Genomic DNA, 15,093 nt, shown 5'->3' with positions numbered 1-15,093 from the left:
CGTGCCCTTCCCGTCCAAGCCGTCTGCATTCATCCACGAGGCCATGGCCACGACCTTCGAGTTTCGCGTGCGCCATGCCGAGCCGGTCTATGCGCGGCAGGCGGCCCAGGCGGCATTTGCGGAAATCGACCGGCTCGAAACCCTGCTCAGCCGTTTCCACGAGGGCAGCGACATCTGGCGCATCAACCACGCCGCGACCGGCGAACACGTGGTCATCAGCGAGGAGTGCCACGCCTGCCTGTTGCAGGCGCTCCAGTTGCACGAATTCACCGGCGGCGCGTTCGACATCACCATCGGCGCCGCCGCCGACCTCGTCAAAAGCGCGGGGAAAAACCGTGTCGTCCCGGAGCCGGACGCCCTTCAGGATATTCTCGACCAACGCGCCGCCTCCACCATCGCGCTGTCCCCCGGCAACTTCGTCGTGGAAGTCACGCAGCCCGGCGCCTCGCTCGACCTCGGCGCGATCGGCAAGGGCTTCGCCCTCGATGCCGCCGCCGCCCTGCTCCGCGAGTGGGAAATCGAAAACGCGCTCCTCAGCGCCGGCGGCAGCTCCATCCTCGCGATGGGCGCCGAATCCGACGCGCCCGGCACGGGCGGCTGGCCCGTCAATCTCCTGGGCGAAACCCGCTCCGCGCCGCTCGTCCTCCACGACTACGCGCTCGGCGCATCCGGGACTGGCGAGCAAGGCAACCACATCATCGACCCGCGCCGTCGTTCCCAAGCCTATGCGCATATCCGGGCCTGGGCGCTGGCCCCCGCCGCCGCCGCGGCCGACGCCCTCTCCACCGCATGGATGACCATGAACCGTGATGAAATCGCCGGCGTGGTCGCCGGCCTCGCCCCGGGCCACGCCGCCATGGTGGAAAATCCCGACGGCAGCCTCCACCTCTGCAACCGGACCGGCGTATGGGCGCGCCTCGAACCCGGGGCGCATCCCGTCCGCGCATGAGCAATCCGGCGCCAGCCACCCCGGCGGCAGCGACGCATGCGCCCGCCCGCCCGCCGGTTCGCGCCGGATTGCTGGCCGCATCCCTGACCCTCTTTTGCGTCATGGGGCTCGCCGCGTTGCTTCGCCTCCCGCATCTCGATGAACGCCCGATGCACGCCGACGAGGCCGTGCAGGCCTACATTTTCGCCGACCTGCTGGAACACGGGAAATACCGCTACGACCCGGCGCATTACCACGGCCCGCTGCCCCATTTCATCAACCTCCCGCTCATGGGCGCGCTCGGTGTCCAGGAATTGGGCGCACTGCAACCTTGGCAATTCCGCTTGCAACCTGCGCTCGCGGGCCTGCTGCTCGTTGTCCTGGCCGCCTTTTGCGCTCAAAATCAGTCTCGTTCCTCGTTCCCGTTCTCTCAGAAAATCGAAGACGGGATGGCGAAAACACGCTCTCCTGTCTCCGCCTTCTGGCCCGCCGCGCTGCTGGCGGCCTGCTCCCCGCTGCTCGTGTATTTCAGCCGCATGGCGATCCACGAAACCCTGCTCGCCTGCCTCGCGCTCGCCGTGCCGCTGGCGGCGGCGCGTTTCCTGAAAACACGGCGCGCCGGTTGGCTGATCGTCGCGGGCGTCGCGCTCGGCGGCCTGCACGCCACCAAGGAAACCTGGAGCATCATCGCCTTCAGCTGGGCCGTCGCCGCCGTGGCGCTGGGTCCGCGAAAAATATGGCGGCTCCTGCGCGAAACCGGCGCGGCGCGCCTTGCGCTCGCCGTCGTCGTGGCGCTGGCGGTGTCGTTTCTTCTCCACTCGAATTTCGGGCGGCATCCGCGCGGCTTCGCCGACGCCTGGCTGACGCTTTTCCAATACCGGACCGGGGGCGGACACGACAAGCCGTGGTCGTATTACCTAACCGACATCCTGGCGTTCCGTTCCGCCGGGCGCGGCTGGTATGGGGAGGGGGCGATCCTCATCTTCGCAGCCCTCGGTGCGGCGGGCTTGATGGGGCGGCGGCGTCCCCGCCGCCGGACGACGCGAAGCGTCGCCCCGGACCAATCCATTGGCGCGACAAAAACCGCCGGTATTCGTTTTGGCGGGCCTGCCGGCCCGTCCGGCGGCGGGGACGCCGCCGCCCCATCAAGCCCGCCAGCGTCCGCCGCCCCCGCATTGCCCTCCTTTCTCGCGCTGTCGTCGGTTGTGCAGATCGCGGTGTATTCAATCATCGGTTACAAGACGCCCTGGCTCATGCTCGTCCCCGTGGCGGGCCTTGCGCCGCTGGCCGGCTGCGGCCTGGCGTGGATGACCGGGCGCCGTCCGGACGGCGGGCCGTGGCGATCCCTCGGTGTCGCGGCGAGCCTGCTGGTTTTGTTGTTCGGCGTGACCCCGCAGCTCCGCGATGTGACCCGAGCCCGCGCCACCGACCCGGCGCTGCCCGTGGTTTACGCCCCCACGCTGCCCGGGGCCGATGTCGCGCTGAGCCACGCCGTCGCGTCGCTCAAGCCCGGCGAACTCGCCGCCGTGATCGGTGACGACTACTGGCCCGTCCCGTGGTATTTTCGCGCCCGCCGCGATGACACCGGCTATTACGAGGAGTTCGAGGCGCCGGGAGACCTGAGTCCGTTTGCCCTCGTGGTCCGCTGCGGTTATGCGCCGCCGCCGGCCGCGCATCCCGGGGATGTTCTCGTCGAGCTTCGCCCCGGCTACTATGCGCGCATTTCACACCATTAGAGGGTCAAGTCCCGAGGCAATGTAACCTTACATTGCCTCGTGTTTTGTCCCGTTCGTTTTTCAAAACGCCTGCCATACGGGGCCTCACTTGCGAAGCCCTGCGTCGATGATGGGTTCCCGGGCGGGAAGGGGAATTGCCCGGGGCGGCAGCGTGGCGCGGTCACCGCCCTTTGGCCGCGCGCAGCCACTGGCCGCGGGGGATCTGCATGATGGCCGCCGGGGCCTGGCCGGCGGAAAGCAGCGCCGACATCGTGCGCATCGCCGAGTCAATGTGGGTGAAGAATTTCTTGTATGCGCCGCAAAGGTAGTTCAGCCCCGGCTCGCCGTGCGGCGTCGTGAGGAAGCGATGCTTGGGGCATTCGCCGTGACAGGCAAAGCGCACAGCGCACTCGCGGCAATACCGCGGGAGCGAATCGGCCTTGGCGTCGCCAAACGCCTGCTGGCCGGGCGAGTCGATCATCGCGCCCATCGAGGTGTTCAGCAGGTTGCCCAGCTTGTAATGCGGATAAACGTAGTGGTCGCACGAATACACGTCGCCGTTGTGCTCGACCGCGACGGCGCGCCCGCATTTCTCGGAAAACACGCAGATGCCCGCCGGCTCCCCCGCCCAGTTGGCGAGGGCGGCGTCGAATTGCTGCACGAAAAAGCGGCCCACGTCGCGCTGCACCCACTCGTCGAAAATCGAGCACAGAAAATCGCCGTAATCCTTCGGGCGCACGCTCCACTCCGTCACCTGCGAGTCGAATTCGTCGGCGTCGGGATGGTCCGGCGGCGGGGACAGCCACAGGCCGGACGCCGCCGCCTCGGTCGCCTCGGCGGAACGCTCGACGATGGGGATGAACTGGATGTAGCCCGAGCCGATCTCGCGCAGGAAGCGGTAAACATCCACGCCGCGGCGCGAGTTTTTTTTGTGCACGGTCGTGAGCGTGTTGAACTCGACCTTGTGGCGCTTGAGCACGTCCACGCCATTCATCACGCGGTCGAAGGTCGGCTTCTGCCCCTTGTCCACGCGGTAGCCGTCGTGAATGTCGCGCGGGCCGTCCACGCTGATGCCGACGAGGAAATTGTTTTTCGCCAGAAACCCGCCCCACTCGTCATCGAGCAGGGTGCCATTGGTCTGGAAGGCGTTGTGGATGACGCGGCCCACGCCGAAGCGTTTTTGCAGTTCCACCGCCTCGCGGAAAAAGTCGAGCCCCGCCAGCGTCGGCTCGCCGCCCTGCCACGCGAAGTGAACTTCGCGTCCCGGCTGCGACGCGATGTAGTCGCGGACGTAGGCGACCAGCACCTCCCGGCTCATGCGCCGTCCGCCCTGTCCCTCGTAGAGGCGCGCTTTTTCGAGGTAGAAGCAATACGTGCAATCGAGGTTGCAGACCGAGCCGATGGGCTTGGTCATCCCGTGGAAGGGCTGGCGGGCGATGGTGGTCGGAGGCGGGGGCATTGAGCGATGAAAGGATGGAAAGTGCATTCCCTGCCCGGCGAGGTCAAGTGACGGGCGGCGTTTTGGATCGCACGGCATGCAAGACGCCGTCCGGGCGGCGCCAATTACGCGCGCGGATGCGCCTTCTGGTAAATTTCCTTCAGGCGCGCGACGCTCACGTGGGTATAGACCTGCGTGGTGTTCAGGCTCGCGTGGCCGAGCAATTCCTGCACGAGGCGCAGGTCGGCCCCGGCGTTGAGGAGATGGGTGGCATAGCTGTGGCGGAGCTTGTGCGGGGAAATGTCCGGCGGCAGCCCGGCCAGCGCGAGGTAGCGTTTCAACAAAAGCTGCACCTGGCGGACGGGCATGCGCCCGTGCTTCGCCGTGACCACCACGGGCGCGGTCGGCGAGGTGTCGCGGGCGTGGGCGGCCTTGAATTGCCTGAGCACGGCCAGCGCGACCTTGCCCAGCGGGCAGAGGCGCTCCTTGCGGCCTTTGCCGAGCACGCGCGCGACGCCGGAGGTCTGGTCGATGTCGCCGTGGTTGAGCGCGGTCAGTTCGCTCACGCGCAGGCCCGCGCCGTAGAGGAGCTCCATCACGAGCCGGTCGCGGCAGGCGGTGAACGGGTCGATGGCCTCGTTTTCGAGCAGGCGCGCCGGACCGTCGAGCAGCAGGCGCATCTGTTCCTCGGTGAGGAACTTCGGCAGGCGCTTTTCGAGGCGCGGCAGCGGCACGCCGACGAACGGGTTGCGCGTCACCTTGCCGTGGCGCAGCCAGTATTTGTAGAACGCGCGCAGGCCGGACGCGTGGTTGTGCAGCGTGCGGCGGTCGAAGCGGCGCTGCGCCTCGATGACGAAGTCGCGCAGGTCGCGCGTGGCGAGCGCGCCCAGCCCGCGCGCGGCGAGGCCGGAATCCGCGAGCCAGCGCCAGAAATCCTCGAACGCCTGCCGGTAGTTGCGCAGCGTGTGGCGCGAGTAGCGGCGCTCCTTCTCCATGTATTCAAGAAATGGATGCAGCCACTCCGCGGCCACGGCGTCCGGCACGGCGGGCCCTGTGGCCGCGGTGCGGCCGTTTTCCTCAGACGCCTTGCTGCTGGAGGTGTTTTTCGACATCGCTCATCACCTTCGTCGCGTGCCGGCGCAGCGCCCCTTCGGGATCGAGCCCTTTCGCGCGGGCGGCGGCGGCGAGTTCGAAGAGCGCGCGGCCCAGCGCCTCGTCGTCGAGCGTCGCGGCGAGCCCGGCCACGCGGGCGGAATCGACCGCGCCGTCGTGCGGCAGGTCTTTCTTCTGGATTTGTTTCCACACCGCCTCGGCAAACATCAGCGCCGGCAGGCGCGGCGGCATGTCCTTGAAGACTTTTTCGCGTTCCGGCTGCGCGTTTCCGTTCGCGCCCGCGGCGGCGGCCTTCGCCGCCTTTTCCTGCGCCTTGATCTGCTCCCACTTGACCAGCACCTGTTCGGAGGTGTCGAGCCGGTTGTCGCCAAACACATGCGGATGCCGGCGGATGAGCTTTTCGTTCACCTCACGCGCCACGTCGTCGAGGTCGAAGTGGCCGGACTCCTCGGCGAGCTGCGCGTGAAACACCACCTGGATGAGCACGTCGCCGAGTTCCTCGCGCATGTGCGGCATGTCGAGCGCGTCGATGGTTTCGAGCAACTCGCTGCATTCGTCGATCAGGCAGCGGGTCAGCGACGCATGCGTCTGCTCCCGGTCCCAGGGGCAGCCGCCGGGCGCGCGCAGGCGGGCGATGGTCTGGCGAAGTTCGTTGATGGCACTCATGTGTGGACGCGACTCATACACGGAAGCGCGCCCGAAAAACAGAGCTTTCTTTCGGCGCGCTTCCGTGTTTTCTCCAAATCTCTGCCGATGGACAAACTCACCGAAATCATGGCTTGGAAGCGCCGCGAGATTGCGCCGCTCGTCCGCCCCGTCTCCCTCGGCGAACTCGCCGCGCTCAACGCCCGCCTGCCCGCGCCGCCGTCGTTCGCCGCCGCGTTGCGCCGCGCCGACGGGAAGACCGCCGTCATTGCCGAGATCAAGCGCCGCTCGCCCTCCGCCGGAGCCATCGCCGAGAACGCCTCCGCGCCCGCGCAGGCCCGCCGCTACCAATCCGCCGCCAGCGCGATGTCGGTGCTGACCGACCACAAGTATTTCGGCGGCACGCTCGACGATCTGCGCGCTGTCGCCGCCGCGCTGCGCGGCGGCGACAGCGAAGTGACAAGTGACAAGTGGCAAGTGGCAGGAGATGAAGCTGGCGGCGCGCCGTGTCCGCCCATTATCCGCAAGGATTTCATGGTGCATCCCGTGCAGGTCGCCGAGGCGCGCGAGGCCGGGGCCGGCGCCATCCTCATCATCGTGCGTGCGCTCGACGACGGCGAAATCGAGACGCTCCACGCCGCCGCCCGCGCCGCCGGGCTCGACGCGCTTTTCGAGATTCACCACGAGGACGAACTCGCGCGCGCCCTCCGCCACGGCGCGCGCATCATTGGTGTCAACAACCGCGACCTCTCCGTTTTCAAGACCGACCTCGCCCTCAGCGAACGGCTCATCCCGCAATTCCCGCGCGACGTGATCGCGGTCAGCGAGAGCGGCATCTTCACCGGCGCGGACGCGGCCCGGGTCCGTGCCGCCGGGGCGCACGCCGTGCTGGTCGGGGAGGCCTTGATGAAAGCGCGCGATCCCGCCGCGCTGATTCGCGAGTTGAATGGTTGAGCGCGCCGGCCTGGCGTCGCACAAAAACACGAGGATTTCCCGCTCGCGAAGCGGCGCCGGTGGACGCAGTGTTTTTGTGATGCCATTTCCGAGTGAGATTTATCCTTTTGGAGGCCGTCTCTCCAATAGGACAGGGGCCGAACGGAAACGCGGGTTGGGTAGCACGGGCGTCTCACCCGTGTTTTGCCAGGAAAGTACCAAACCCACGGGCGAGACGCCCGTGCCACTCAACCCACGCATGCTGAAATTCCCTATGCGCGGAAACGGCGTTGCGGAAGCGCGTTTACAGCGGCGCGGGTTTTCCCCCGTGGACGACGAGGAGCGGGAGCATGGTGTTGTGGCGGACCTTGGCGATGGTGCTGCCGTGCACGACATCGGCCAGGGCCTTGTGTCCGTGCGAGGCGAGCGCGATGAGGTCGCAGTCGTGCTCCGCCGCCACGCGCAGGATTTCCTGCGGCGGGTTGCCCATCGCGAGCATCGACTCGGCGCGCAAGCCCTGCCGCGCCACGTCGGCGACGCGCGCCGCGAGGTAGGCGCGGTCGGCCTTGATTTCCTCGGACTCGGCGAGTTTGAGCTGGTCGAAGTTGCGCGCGGCCCAGCCGTCCGCGACATGCAGGAGGAGCAGTTCGGAACCGAGGCGCACGGCGAGCGCCCCGACGTGTTCGAGCAGGGCGTGATCGGCGCTCGTGTTTTCGAGGGCGACTAGGATTTTTTTGTACATGACGGGTGGGGGCAAAAATAAGAATTAAAATTAATAATTAAGAATCAGGGGCGGTTTGAAAAATTTATTTTCAAACCGGGCGCCCCGGTCTGGTTTTATGCCTTTTGTTCAAATCACATGTTTCAGGCTCCGCCGTGGGTGATGCCGGCGAAGTCGAGCAGGAGTTTGATATTCAACACCACGATGATCGCCGTGACAAGCCACGCGAGCACGCGCAGCCACGGCGGCGTCACGAGAGCGCCCATTTTTTCCTTTTCGCTGGTGAACATGACCAGCGGGATGACCGCGAAGGGGAGTTGCAGGCTGAGCACGACCTGGCTGAACACCAGCAGGCGCGCCGTGCCGCTTTCCCCGTAGATGGCCGCGCAGATCACCGCCGGCACGATGGCGATGAGCCGCGTGATGAGGCGGCGCAGCCACGGGCGCATGCGGATGTTCAAAAAGCCCTCCATCACGATTTGCCCGGCGAGCGTGCCGGTGAGCGTGGAGTTTTGCCCCGATGCGAGCAGCGCCAGCGCGAAAAGCGTGCTCGCCGCGCCGACGCCGAGCATGGGCGAGAGCATCAGGTAGGCGTCCTGGATTTCCGCGACGTCGGTGCGGCCCTGCGCATGGAAGGTCGCGGCCGACACGATGAGGATGGACGCGTTGATGAAAAACGCGAAGAACAGCGCGATGCTGGAATCGGCCACGGCAAACTTCACCGCCTCGCGTTTGCCCTCGGGGGTTTGCTCGTATTTGCGCGTCTGCACGATGGAGGAGTGCAGGTAGAGGTTGTGCGGCATCACGGTCGCGCCGATGATGCCGATGGCGACGTAAAGCATCGCCGGATTGGTCACGATCTCGGGGGAGGGCGCCAGCCCGCCGAACACCTCGGCCACGGCGGGTTGCGAGAAGAGCAGCTCCAGCCCGAAGCAGCCCGCGATGACCGCCATCAGCGAGATGACGATGATCTCGAGCAGCCGGAATCCCTTGTGCGCGAGCCAGAGCACGAGCACGACATCGAGCGCGGTCAGGCACACGCCCCATACCAGCGGGATGCCGAACAGCAGATTCAGCGCGATGGCCGTGCCGATGACCTCGGCGAGGTCGCAGGCGCAGATCGCCACCTCGCACAAGATCCACAGCACAAATGAAACCGGCTTCGAATAATGGTCGCGGCACGCCTGCGCGAGATCGCGCCCGGTGGCGATGCCGAGCCGCGCGCAGAGCGACTGGAGCAGGATGGCCATGATGCTCGAAATCGCGATGACGCTCAACAGCGTGTAGCCGAATTGCGAGCCGCCCGCGATGTCCGTCGCCCAGTTGCCCGGGTCCATGTAGCCGACGGCGACCAGGTAGCCCGGCCCGGAGAACGCGAGCAGCTTGCGCCAGAACCCGAGGTGCCTTGGCACGGCGATGGTGGCGTGCGCCTCGGGCAGGCTTCGCTCCGCCCGCGCCAGCCGCCAGCCGGTTTCGCCCCGCTGACTGTGACCGGGACGGGTGTTCCCTCCGGATGGTTGCGGCTCGTTTTCGCGTGCGTCGGTGTCCACGTTTTCCATGAATTGAAGCCTATGCTACAAAATTTTGACCCGGATGCAAGACGAATGAAAACACGCATCGCGGTTCTTTCGTCCGCGGCGCGCGCGGGGCATTCGGATGAATCATGCGCTTGCGCTTGCGATGCGCGGGCGCGGCACCTTTCTTGTGCGCCATGAAAAGAATAACCGCCGGATTTTTGCTGCTGGCCTGCGCCGTTTGCAGTTCGGGACAGGAGATCGTGCTCGGTTTGCTGGCGCCGACCGAACCCCTGCCGGCCGGACAGGAGGCGACCTTGAACCTGGTGGCGCTCAACACCACCGATCGTGCCTTGCCGCATGACGAGCCGCCGGTGCTGCAGGGGGAGCTTGACGGCGCGCGCGGCGGACCGTGGCCGGTGACGCTGCGGTTGATCGAGAACCAGGCGTCGGCCGGCGACGTGCCGGCGCGCGGGTATGAGTCGCTCACCTACGTGTTTGCCGTTCCCGCCGGCGCGCGCGGCCGGCTCGTGCTGACGATCCGGCAGCCCGCCGTCATGCATGCTGTGCTCGATGTGCGCGAGGCGGAGGTGGCCGCCGCCGCGAAGCTCGCGTCCGGGCGGGAAAAAACAAAACGGGCGTCCGGGCCGGACGCGGTCCCCGCCGCCGACGCGACCGCGCAGGAGGTCGCGCCTTTTGCGCCCGCCGCGCCGCTCAGCAATCTCGTGCCGCGGTCGGTCACGGCGAAATTGAAGCGCTCATTCCTGGACAATTTTTCCACCTACGATTCGGTATATTTCATCTACGGCCCTGATGCGCCCGCGGCGAAATTTCAGTTCAGTTTCCAATACCAGATGCTGACCAACGACGGCTGGCTGGCCAGGGAGTATCCGTTTCTCAAGGGCCTGCGTTTCGCCTACACGCAGCGCTCGCTCTGGGATATCGATGGGGACTCGTCGCCGTTTTACGATACGAGCTACATGCCGGAGTTTTTCTTTGCGTCGTTCGCGCCCGCGCGGAAATCGAACGGCTTTTTCACCTGGCTCGGCTGGCAGGCGGGCATCGGGCACGAGTCAAACGGCCGCGACGGCGACAACTCCCGCAGCCTCAACACCGTGTCGGCCCGGGCGGCGTTTGCCCTCGGGAATCTCGACGGCTGGAACCTCATCGTGGCCCCGAAGGTTTGGGCCTATATCAGCGACATGGGCGACAACGGAGACCTCGACGACTACCGCGGTTTCGGCGAGTTGCGCGCGGTGTTTGGCAAGAATGACAGCCTCGGTATTTCCGTGCTGGCCCGCGCCGGGCAGGGATTCAGGAAAGGAGCAGTGCAGGTGGATGTGACCTATCCGCTCGATGTGTTTTTTAACAATTTCGCCGCTTACCTCCTCGTGCAGTATTGGAACGGCTATGGCGAAAGCCTGCTGCACTACAACGAGCGCTCCGAGACGATTCGCGCCGGCCTGTCGATCGTGCGGTGAGACATTGGTGCAACATTATTGCGAGAAAATGCGAATGCCCTCGTCGCGCAGATTTTGCCAAAATCCTCCCCAAGCCCGGTTTTCTCACGGTAAAACCCTTGCCAATTTCGCGACGCGGGTTTTTTGTCATCCTTCCGTGCCTCCCGGCCCGGCTCACTAAATCACAAAACAGCAGATAACCCACACATCGGAGCTCTTATGGCAGTTAAAGTCGCTATCAATGGTTTCGGCCGCATCGGCCGCCTCGTATTCCGCGCCCTCGTTGAGCAGGGCCTTCTCGGCACCACGTTTGACGTCGTCGCCGTCGGTGACATCGTCCCCGCCGACAATCTCGCCTACCTGCTGAAGTATGACTCCACGCAGGGCAAATTCCAAGGCACCGTCGCCTCCAAGAAATCGTCCCCCGACAAGGCGGACGACGACGTGCTCGTGGTCAACGGCAAGGACATCCTCGTCGTGTCCGCCAAGACCCCCGCCGAGCTTCCCTGGGCCAAGCTGGGCGTCCAGCTCGTCATCGAGTCCACCGGCCTCTTCACCGACGCCGAGAAAGCCAAGGGCCACATCGCCGCCGGCGCGAAGAAAGTCATCATTTCCGCCCCCGCGAAGGGCGAGGACATCACCGTCGTCCTCGGCGTCAACGACGACAAGCTCGACCTCTCGAAGCACAACATCATCTCCAACGCCTCCTGCACCACGAACTGCCTCGCGCCGCTCGTCCACGTGCTCCTCAAGGAAGGCTTCGGCGTCGCCGAGGGTCTGATGACCACCGTCCACTCCTACACCGCCACGCAGAAGACCGTGGACGGCCCGTCCAAGAAGGACTGGAAGGGTGGCCGTTCCGCCGCCATCAACATCATCCCCTCCACGACCGGCGCCGCCAAGGCCGTCGCCCTCGTGCTCCCCGAGGTCAAGGGCAAGCTCACCGGCATGTCCCTCCGCGTGCCGACTCCGACCGTCTCCGTCGTTGACCTCACCGTGAAGACCGTCAAGCCCACCTCCCTCGCGGAAATCAAGGCCGCCATCAAAAAGGCGGGTGAAACCTACCTGAAGGGCATCCTCGGCTACACCGAGGACGAAGTCGTCTCCTCCGACTTCATCCACGACAAGCTCTCCTCGATCTTCGACGCCGGCTCCTCCATCGAGCTCAACCCGAACTTCTTCAAGCTCGTGAGCTGGTATGACAACGAGTGGGGCTATTCCAACCGCGTCGTTGACCTCACCAAGATCATCGCCGCCAAGCTCTGAGCGCGTTTTGTTCTAATGCAGAAGGCAGAATGCAGAATGTAGAATGCCAGACCTCCCCGGCGGTGTTCTACTTCTCATTCTGCCTTTTTCGCATCCCGTCCCTGTGCCATTCTGGCTGCGCTCCACTTCCGACTGCGCCCTTTCATTCTTCATTCTCCATTTTTAATTCTTCATCAGGTTATGCCGTATAAAACCATCCGCGATCTCGATCTCTCCGGCAAACGCGTCCTCATCCGCGTCGATTTCAATGTCCCGCAGGACAAGGCCACCGGGGCCATCACCAACAACCAGCGCATCGTCGCCGCGCTGCCCACCATCAAACACGCGCTCGACCACGGTGCCTCCGTCGTGCTCATGAGCCACCTCGGCCGTCCCGACGGCAAAGCCAATCCCAAATACACCCTCAAGCCCGTCGCCGCCGAGCTCTCCAAGCTGCTCGGCCGCCCCGTCGCCTTTGCCGGGGACTGCGTCGGCCCCGTGGCCGAGCAGGCCGCCGCCGCCCTCAAACCCGGCGACGTCCTCCTCCTCGAAAACCTCCGCTTCCACATCGAGGAAGAAGGAAAGGTCAAAGTCAAAAACCCCGACGGCACCGAGACCAAAATCACCGCCGACAAAGCCGCCGTCGAAGTCTTCCGCGCCAGCCTCAGCAAACTCGGCAACGTTTACGTGAACGACGCCTTCGGCACCGCGCACCGCGCCCACTCCTCCATGGTCGGCGTCAACCTCCCGCAAAAGGCCGCCGGTTTCCTCATGGAAGCCGAACTCAAGGCCTTCGCCAAGGTGCTGGACAACCCGCAGCGCCCCCTCCTCGCCATCCTTGGCGGCGCGAAGATCGCGGACAAAATCCCGCTCATCAACAATCTCATCGAAAAAGCCGATGCCATCATCATCGGCGGCGGCATGGCCTTCACCTTCAAGAAGGTCCTTAACAACATGGAGATCGGCAACAGCCTTTTCGACGCCGAGGGCGCCAAGCTCGTGCCCGAACTCGCCGCGAAAGCGAAAGCCAAGGGCGTGAAACTCGTCCTCCCGGTCGACTACATCTGTGGTTCACCCTCGCCATTCGACAAGGACGTGAAAATCGAGAACGTTGCCGTGCAACCCGCCGACGACTCCACCGGCATCCCCGCCGGCTGGCTCGGCCTCGACGTCGGCCCGAAATCGAACGCGCTCTTCGCCGAAACCATCAAGGCCAGCAAGACCATTATCTGGAACGGCCCCGCCGGCGTATTCGAGTTCGAGAAGTTTGCCGAAGGCACCAAGTCGCAGGCCGCCGCCGTCGCCGCCGCCACCGCGGCGGGCGCGATCACCGTGGTCGGCGGAGGCGACACCGCCACTGCCGCGAAGAAATTCAAGGTCGCCGACAAAGTCACACACTGCTCCACCGGCGGCGGCGCCAGCCTCGAATTCCTCGAAGGCAAGGCCCTCCCCGGTGTCGTTTTCCTGCAAGGCTGACGCTGCTAAAAGTCACAAGTATCAAGTGACAAGAGAAGGCAGCGGCGCTTCGCGCCAACTTAAACCTAAAACTTAAACTCCTACTTCATCATGCTCCGCAAAAAACTCATCGCCGGAAATTGGAAAATGAACAAAACCGTGCCCGAGGCCGCCACCCTCGCGCAGGAAATCGCCGCTGAACTCGGCCGCGTCACCGACGTCGATATCGTCGTGTGCCCGCCCTTCACCGCGCTCGAAACCGTGGGCAAGGCCATTGAAGGCACCACCATCAAGCTCGGCGCGCAGAACATGCACCCCGAGGCCGGCGGCGCCTACACCGGCGAAATCTCCGCGCCCATGATTCGCTCGCTCTTCGCGACGCATGTCATCCTCGGCCACAGCGAACGCCGCGCCTACTTCGGCGAGACCGACGCGTTCATCAACAAAAAGGTCCTCGCCGCGCTCACCAACCAGCTTCGCCCCATCCTCTGCGTGGGTGAAACCCTCGCCGAGCGCGAGGCCGGCTCGACCCTGAAAGTCGTGCAGACGCAGACCGAAGGCGCGCTGGCCGGCGTGACCGCCGAACAGGTGAACAACGTCGTCGTCGCCTACGAGCCCGTCTGGGCCATCGGTACCGGCAAAGTCGCCACGACCGAGCAGGCGCAGGAAGTGCACGCATTCATCCGCCAGCTCCTCACGAAATTGTACGGCGAGACCGTCGCGCAAAAGATCCGCATTCTCTACGGCGGCTCGATGAAACCTTCCAATGCGCCCCAACTGTTGACGCAAAAGGACATCGACGGCGGGCTCATCGGCGGCGCGGCCCTTGAGGCCCGCAGCTTCGTGGAACTCGTCAGCGCCGCGGCCGCGGTCAAATAAGGACTCCCCCGCGGAAGACATTGTCCGAACGATTGGGACGCCGGAGAAACCGAACAGGTCCTCCGGCGTTTTTTTTGTGAATGGAGACACCGGAGAAATCGGCAGAAAAGTCCTTGCCCTCCGCGTGCCGGGCGGCTTTCGTTTGCGGACCTGATTCGGAGAGATGGCTGAGCGGTCGAAAGCGGCGCTTTGCTAAAGCGTTGTAGGTGTAACAGCCTACCGGGGGTTCGAATCCCCCTCTCTCCGCCAGGTTATTTTTTTGTCCGGAAACGAATTACCGACGGGCGCAAAATGCGGATGGGGATTCCAAAAAAATAATCCAGATATCTGCTTGGCGCGATTTTGAGGTGAGGCTAGTTTTCCGCGCTTTCCGATGGAAAATTTCCTTCACCGTTTCTCGTCCGCCGATGCGCCGTCCGATTGCATCGCCGTGACGCTTGCATGAGAACAAGCACCTCCCCCACCATTGCGCTGCCGCGCAAGAAAAACACGGTCGAAATCGGCTTCCTTGCCAATGCGCGCCGCCTCCGGGCGCTGGTCAGGGTAATTCAAGCCAACACCAACACCAACTACATCACCCATTCCGAGGTGATCGAACACCGCGCCGAGCACACGCGCCGCTGGGCGCACTTCCGGCGCTCGATGCTGGCCGACGACATCCGCCACGCGATCCGCCGGCAAAAACGCGGCGAGGGCGGAGTGCTCGTCGCCACGCGCGGGCGGGCGATCCTCGGGGTCGCCGTGCTGTTCTACGACTTGAAGCATCGCTACGGCATCGTCGAGGACATCGTCGTGAACACGCACCATCGCGGCGAGGGTATCGGCCACCGTTTGATGTCCGCGGCGACCGATGCGATGCGGGATGCCGGGATGGAAAACGTGGTCCTCGAGTCCGGCATTCGCAACGAGTCGGCCCACGATTTTTTCAGGCGCCACGGCTTTCGCGAGGCGGCAAAGATGTTTTTGAAACGCCTCGACGACCGGGACTGAGCAAAATGCGGCCGGCGCCCTTGTATCGGGTGGGATTGCGTGTTAATTAGGCAGAAC

General features: G+C 64.8%; 13 protein-coding genes and 1 tRNA gene. 9 read left to right on the top strand and 5 right to left on the bottom strand.

Going from position 1 to position 15,093, the window contains the following annotated elements:
- Position 1 precedes the first annotated feature (1 nt).
- Both OH491_RS09205 and OH491_RS09200 read left to right on the top strand, forming a co-directional pair.
- A complete protein-coding gene (locus tag OH491_RS09205) occupies positions 2-949 on the top strand; it encodes an FAD:protein FMN transferase (protein ID WP_145929005.1) in 948 nt (315 codons plus the stop codon).
- The gene (locus OH491_RS09200; protein ID WP_068772067.1) at positions 946-2,664 is read left to right on the top strand and encodes a glycosyltransferase family 39 protein; all 1,719 of its coding nucleotides are present in this window, start codon (positions 946-948) and stop codon (positions 2,662-2,664) included. The genes OH491_RS09205 and OH491_RS09200 overlap by 4 nt, the downstream gene beginning before the upstream one ends.
- A 160-nt stretch (positions 2,665-2,824) precedes the next feature.
- Here the strand turns inward: OH491_RS09200 and OH491_RS09195 are convergent, their stop codons facing one another.
- From OH491_RS09195 to OH491_RS09185, 3 genes are all read right to left on the bottom strand, one after another.
- Positions 2,825-4,102, bottom strand: a complete 1,278-nt coding sequence (locus OH491_RS09195) for an anaerobic sulfatase maturase (RefSeq protein ID WP_068772068.1) — start codon at positions 4,100-4,102, stop codon at positions 2,825-2,827.
- Between the two features lie 104 nt (positions 4,103-4,206).
- Complete coding sequence (locus OH491_RS09190; protein WP_084442497.1) at positions 4,207-5,193, bottom strand: tyrosine recombinase XerC; 987 nt, start codon at positions 5,191-5,193, stop codon at positions 4,207-4,209.
- Positions 5,159-5,860 (bottom strand): MazG family protein, encoded by a 702-nt coding sequence (locus OH491_RS09185; RefSeq protein ID WP_068772069.1) that lies wholly within the window; start codon positions 5,858-5,860, stop codon positions 5,159-5,161. Before OH491_RS09185 ends, OH491_RS09190 begins: the two co-directional genes overlap by 35 nt.
- A gap of 87 nt (positions 5,861-5,947) precedes the next feature.
- Here OH491_RS09185 and OH491_RS09180 point away from each other — a divergent pair, with 87 nt between their 5' ends.
- Positions 5,948-6,793 (top strand): indole-3-glycerol phosphate synthase TrpC, encoded by an 846-nt coding sequence (locus OH491_RS09180; RefSeq protein ID WP_068772070.1) that lies wholly within the window; start codon positions 5,948-5,950, stop codon positions 6,791-6,793.
- A gap of 283 nt (positions 6,794-7,076) precedes the next feature.
- Here OH491_RS09180 and OH491_RS09175 read toward each other — a convergent pair whose 3' ends face one another.
- Both OH491_RS09175 and OH491_RS09170 read right to left on the bottom strand, forming a co-directional pair.
- On the bottom strand, positions 7,077-7,514 hold the full coding sequence (locus tag OH491_RS09175; RefSeq protein WP_068772071.1) for a universal stress protein: 438 nt from the start codon (positions 7,512-7,514) through the stop codon (positions 7,077-7,079).
- A 122-nt stretch (positions 7,515-7,636) separates the two neighbouring features.
- The gene (locus tag OH491_RS09170) at positions 7,637-9,052 is read right to left on the bottom strand and encodes an Nramp family divalent metal transporter (RefSeq protein ID WP_084442498.1); all 1,416 of its coding nucleotides are present in this window, start codon (positions 9,050-9,052) and stop codon (positions 7,637-7,639) included.
- Between the two features lie 152 nt (positions 9,053-9,204).
- Here OH491_RS09170 and OH491_RS09165 point away from each other — a divergent pair, with 152 nt between their 5' ends.
- From OH491_RS09165 to OH491_RS09140, 6 genes are all read left to right on the top strand, one after another.
- Positions 9,205-10,488: a phospholipase A gene (locus OH491_RS09165; protein WP_068772072.1), complete on the top strand. Its 1,284-nt coding sequence runs from the start codon at positions 9,205-9,207 to the stop codon at positions 10,486-10,488.
- Positions 10,489-10,686: 198 nt separating this feature from the next.
- A complete protein-coding gene (gap, locus tag OH491_RS09160; RefSeq protein WP_068772073.1) occupies positions 10,687-11,733 on the top strand; it encodes a type I glyceraldehyde-3-phosphate dehydrogenase in 1,047 nt (348 codons plus the stop codon).
- Between the two features lie 180 nt (positions 11,734-11,913).
- Positions 11,914-13,188 carry a phosphoglycerate kinase gene (locus tag OH491_RS09155; RefSeq protein ID WP_068772074.1) on the top strand — a complete coding sequence of 425 codons (1,275 nt, stop codon included), beginning with the start codon at positions 11,914-11,916 and terminating at the stop codon, positions 13,186-13,188.
- Positions 13,189-13,278: 90 nt separating this feature from the next.
- Positions 13,279-14,046 carry a triose-phosphate isomerase gene (gene tpiA, locus OH491_RS09150; protein WP_068772075.1) on the top strand — a complete coding sequence of 256 codons (768 nt, stop codon included), beginning with the start codon at positions 13,279-13,281 and terminating at the stop codon, positions 14,044-14,046.
- A 157-nt stretch (positions 14,047-14,203) separates the two neighbouring features.
- Positions 14,204-14,295: transfer RNA gene (locus tag OH491_RS09145), tRNA-Ser, on the top strand.
- A gap of 192 nt (positions 14,296-14,487) precedes the next feature.
- Positions 14,488-15,036, top strand: a complete 549-nt coding sequence (locus OH491_RS09140) for a GNAT family N-acetyltransferase (protein ID WP_068772076.1) — start codon at positions 14,488-14,490, stop codon at positions 15,034-15,036.
- The last annotated feature ends 57 nt before the right edge of the window (positions 15,037-15,093 follow it).

The sequence above is a fragment of the Termitidicoccus mucosus genome (assembly GCF_038725785.1).
Taxonomy (GTDB): Bacteria; Verrucomicrobiota; Verrucomicrobiia; order Opitutales; family Opitutaceae; genus Termitidicoccus; species Termitidicoccus mucosus.
This window is presented reverse-complemented; position numbering and strand designations above follow the sequence as displayed.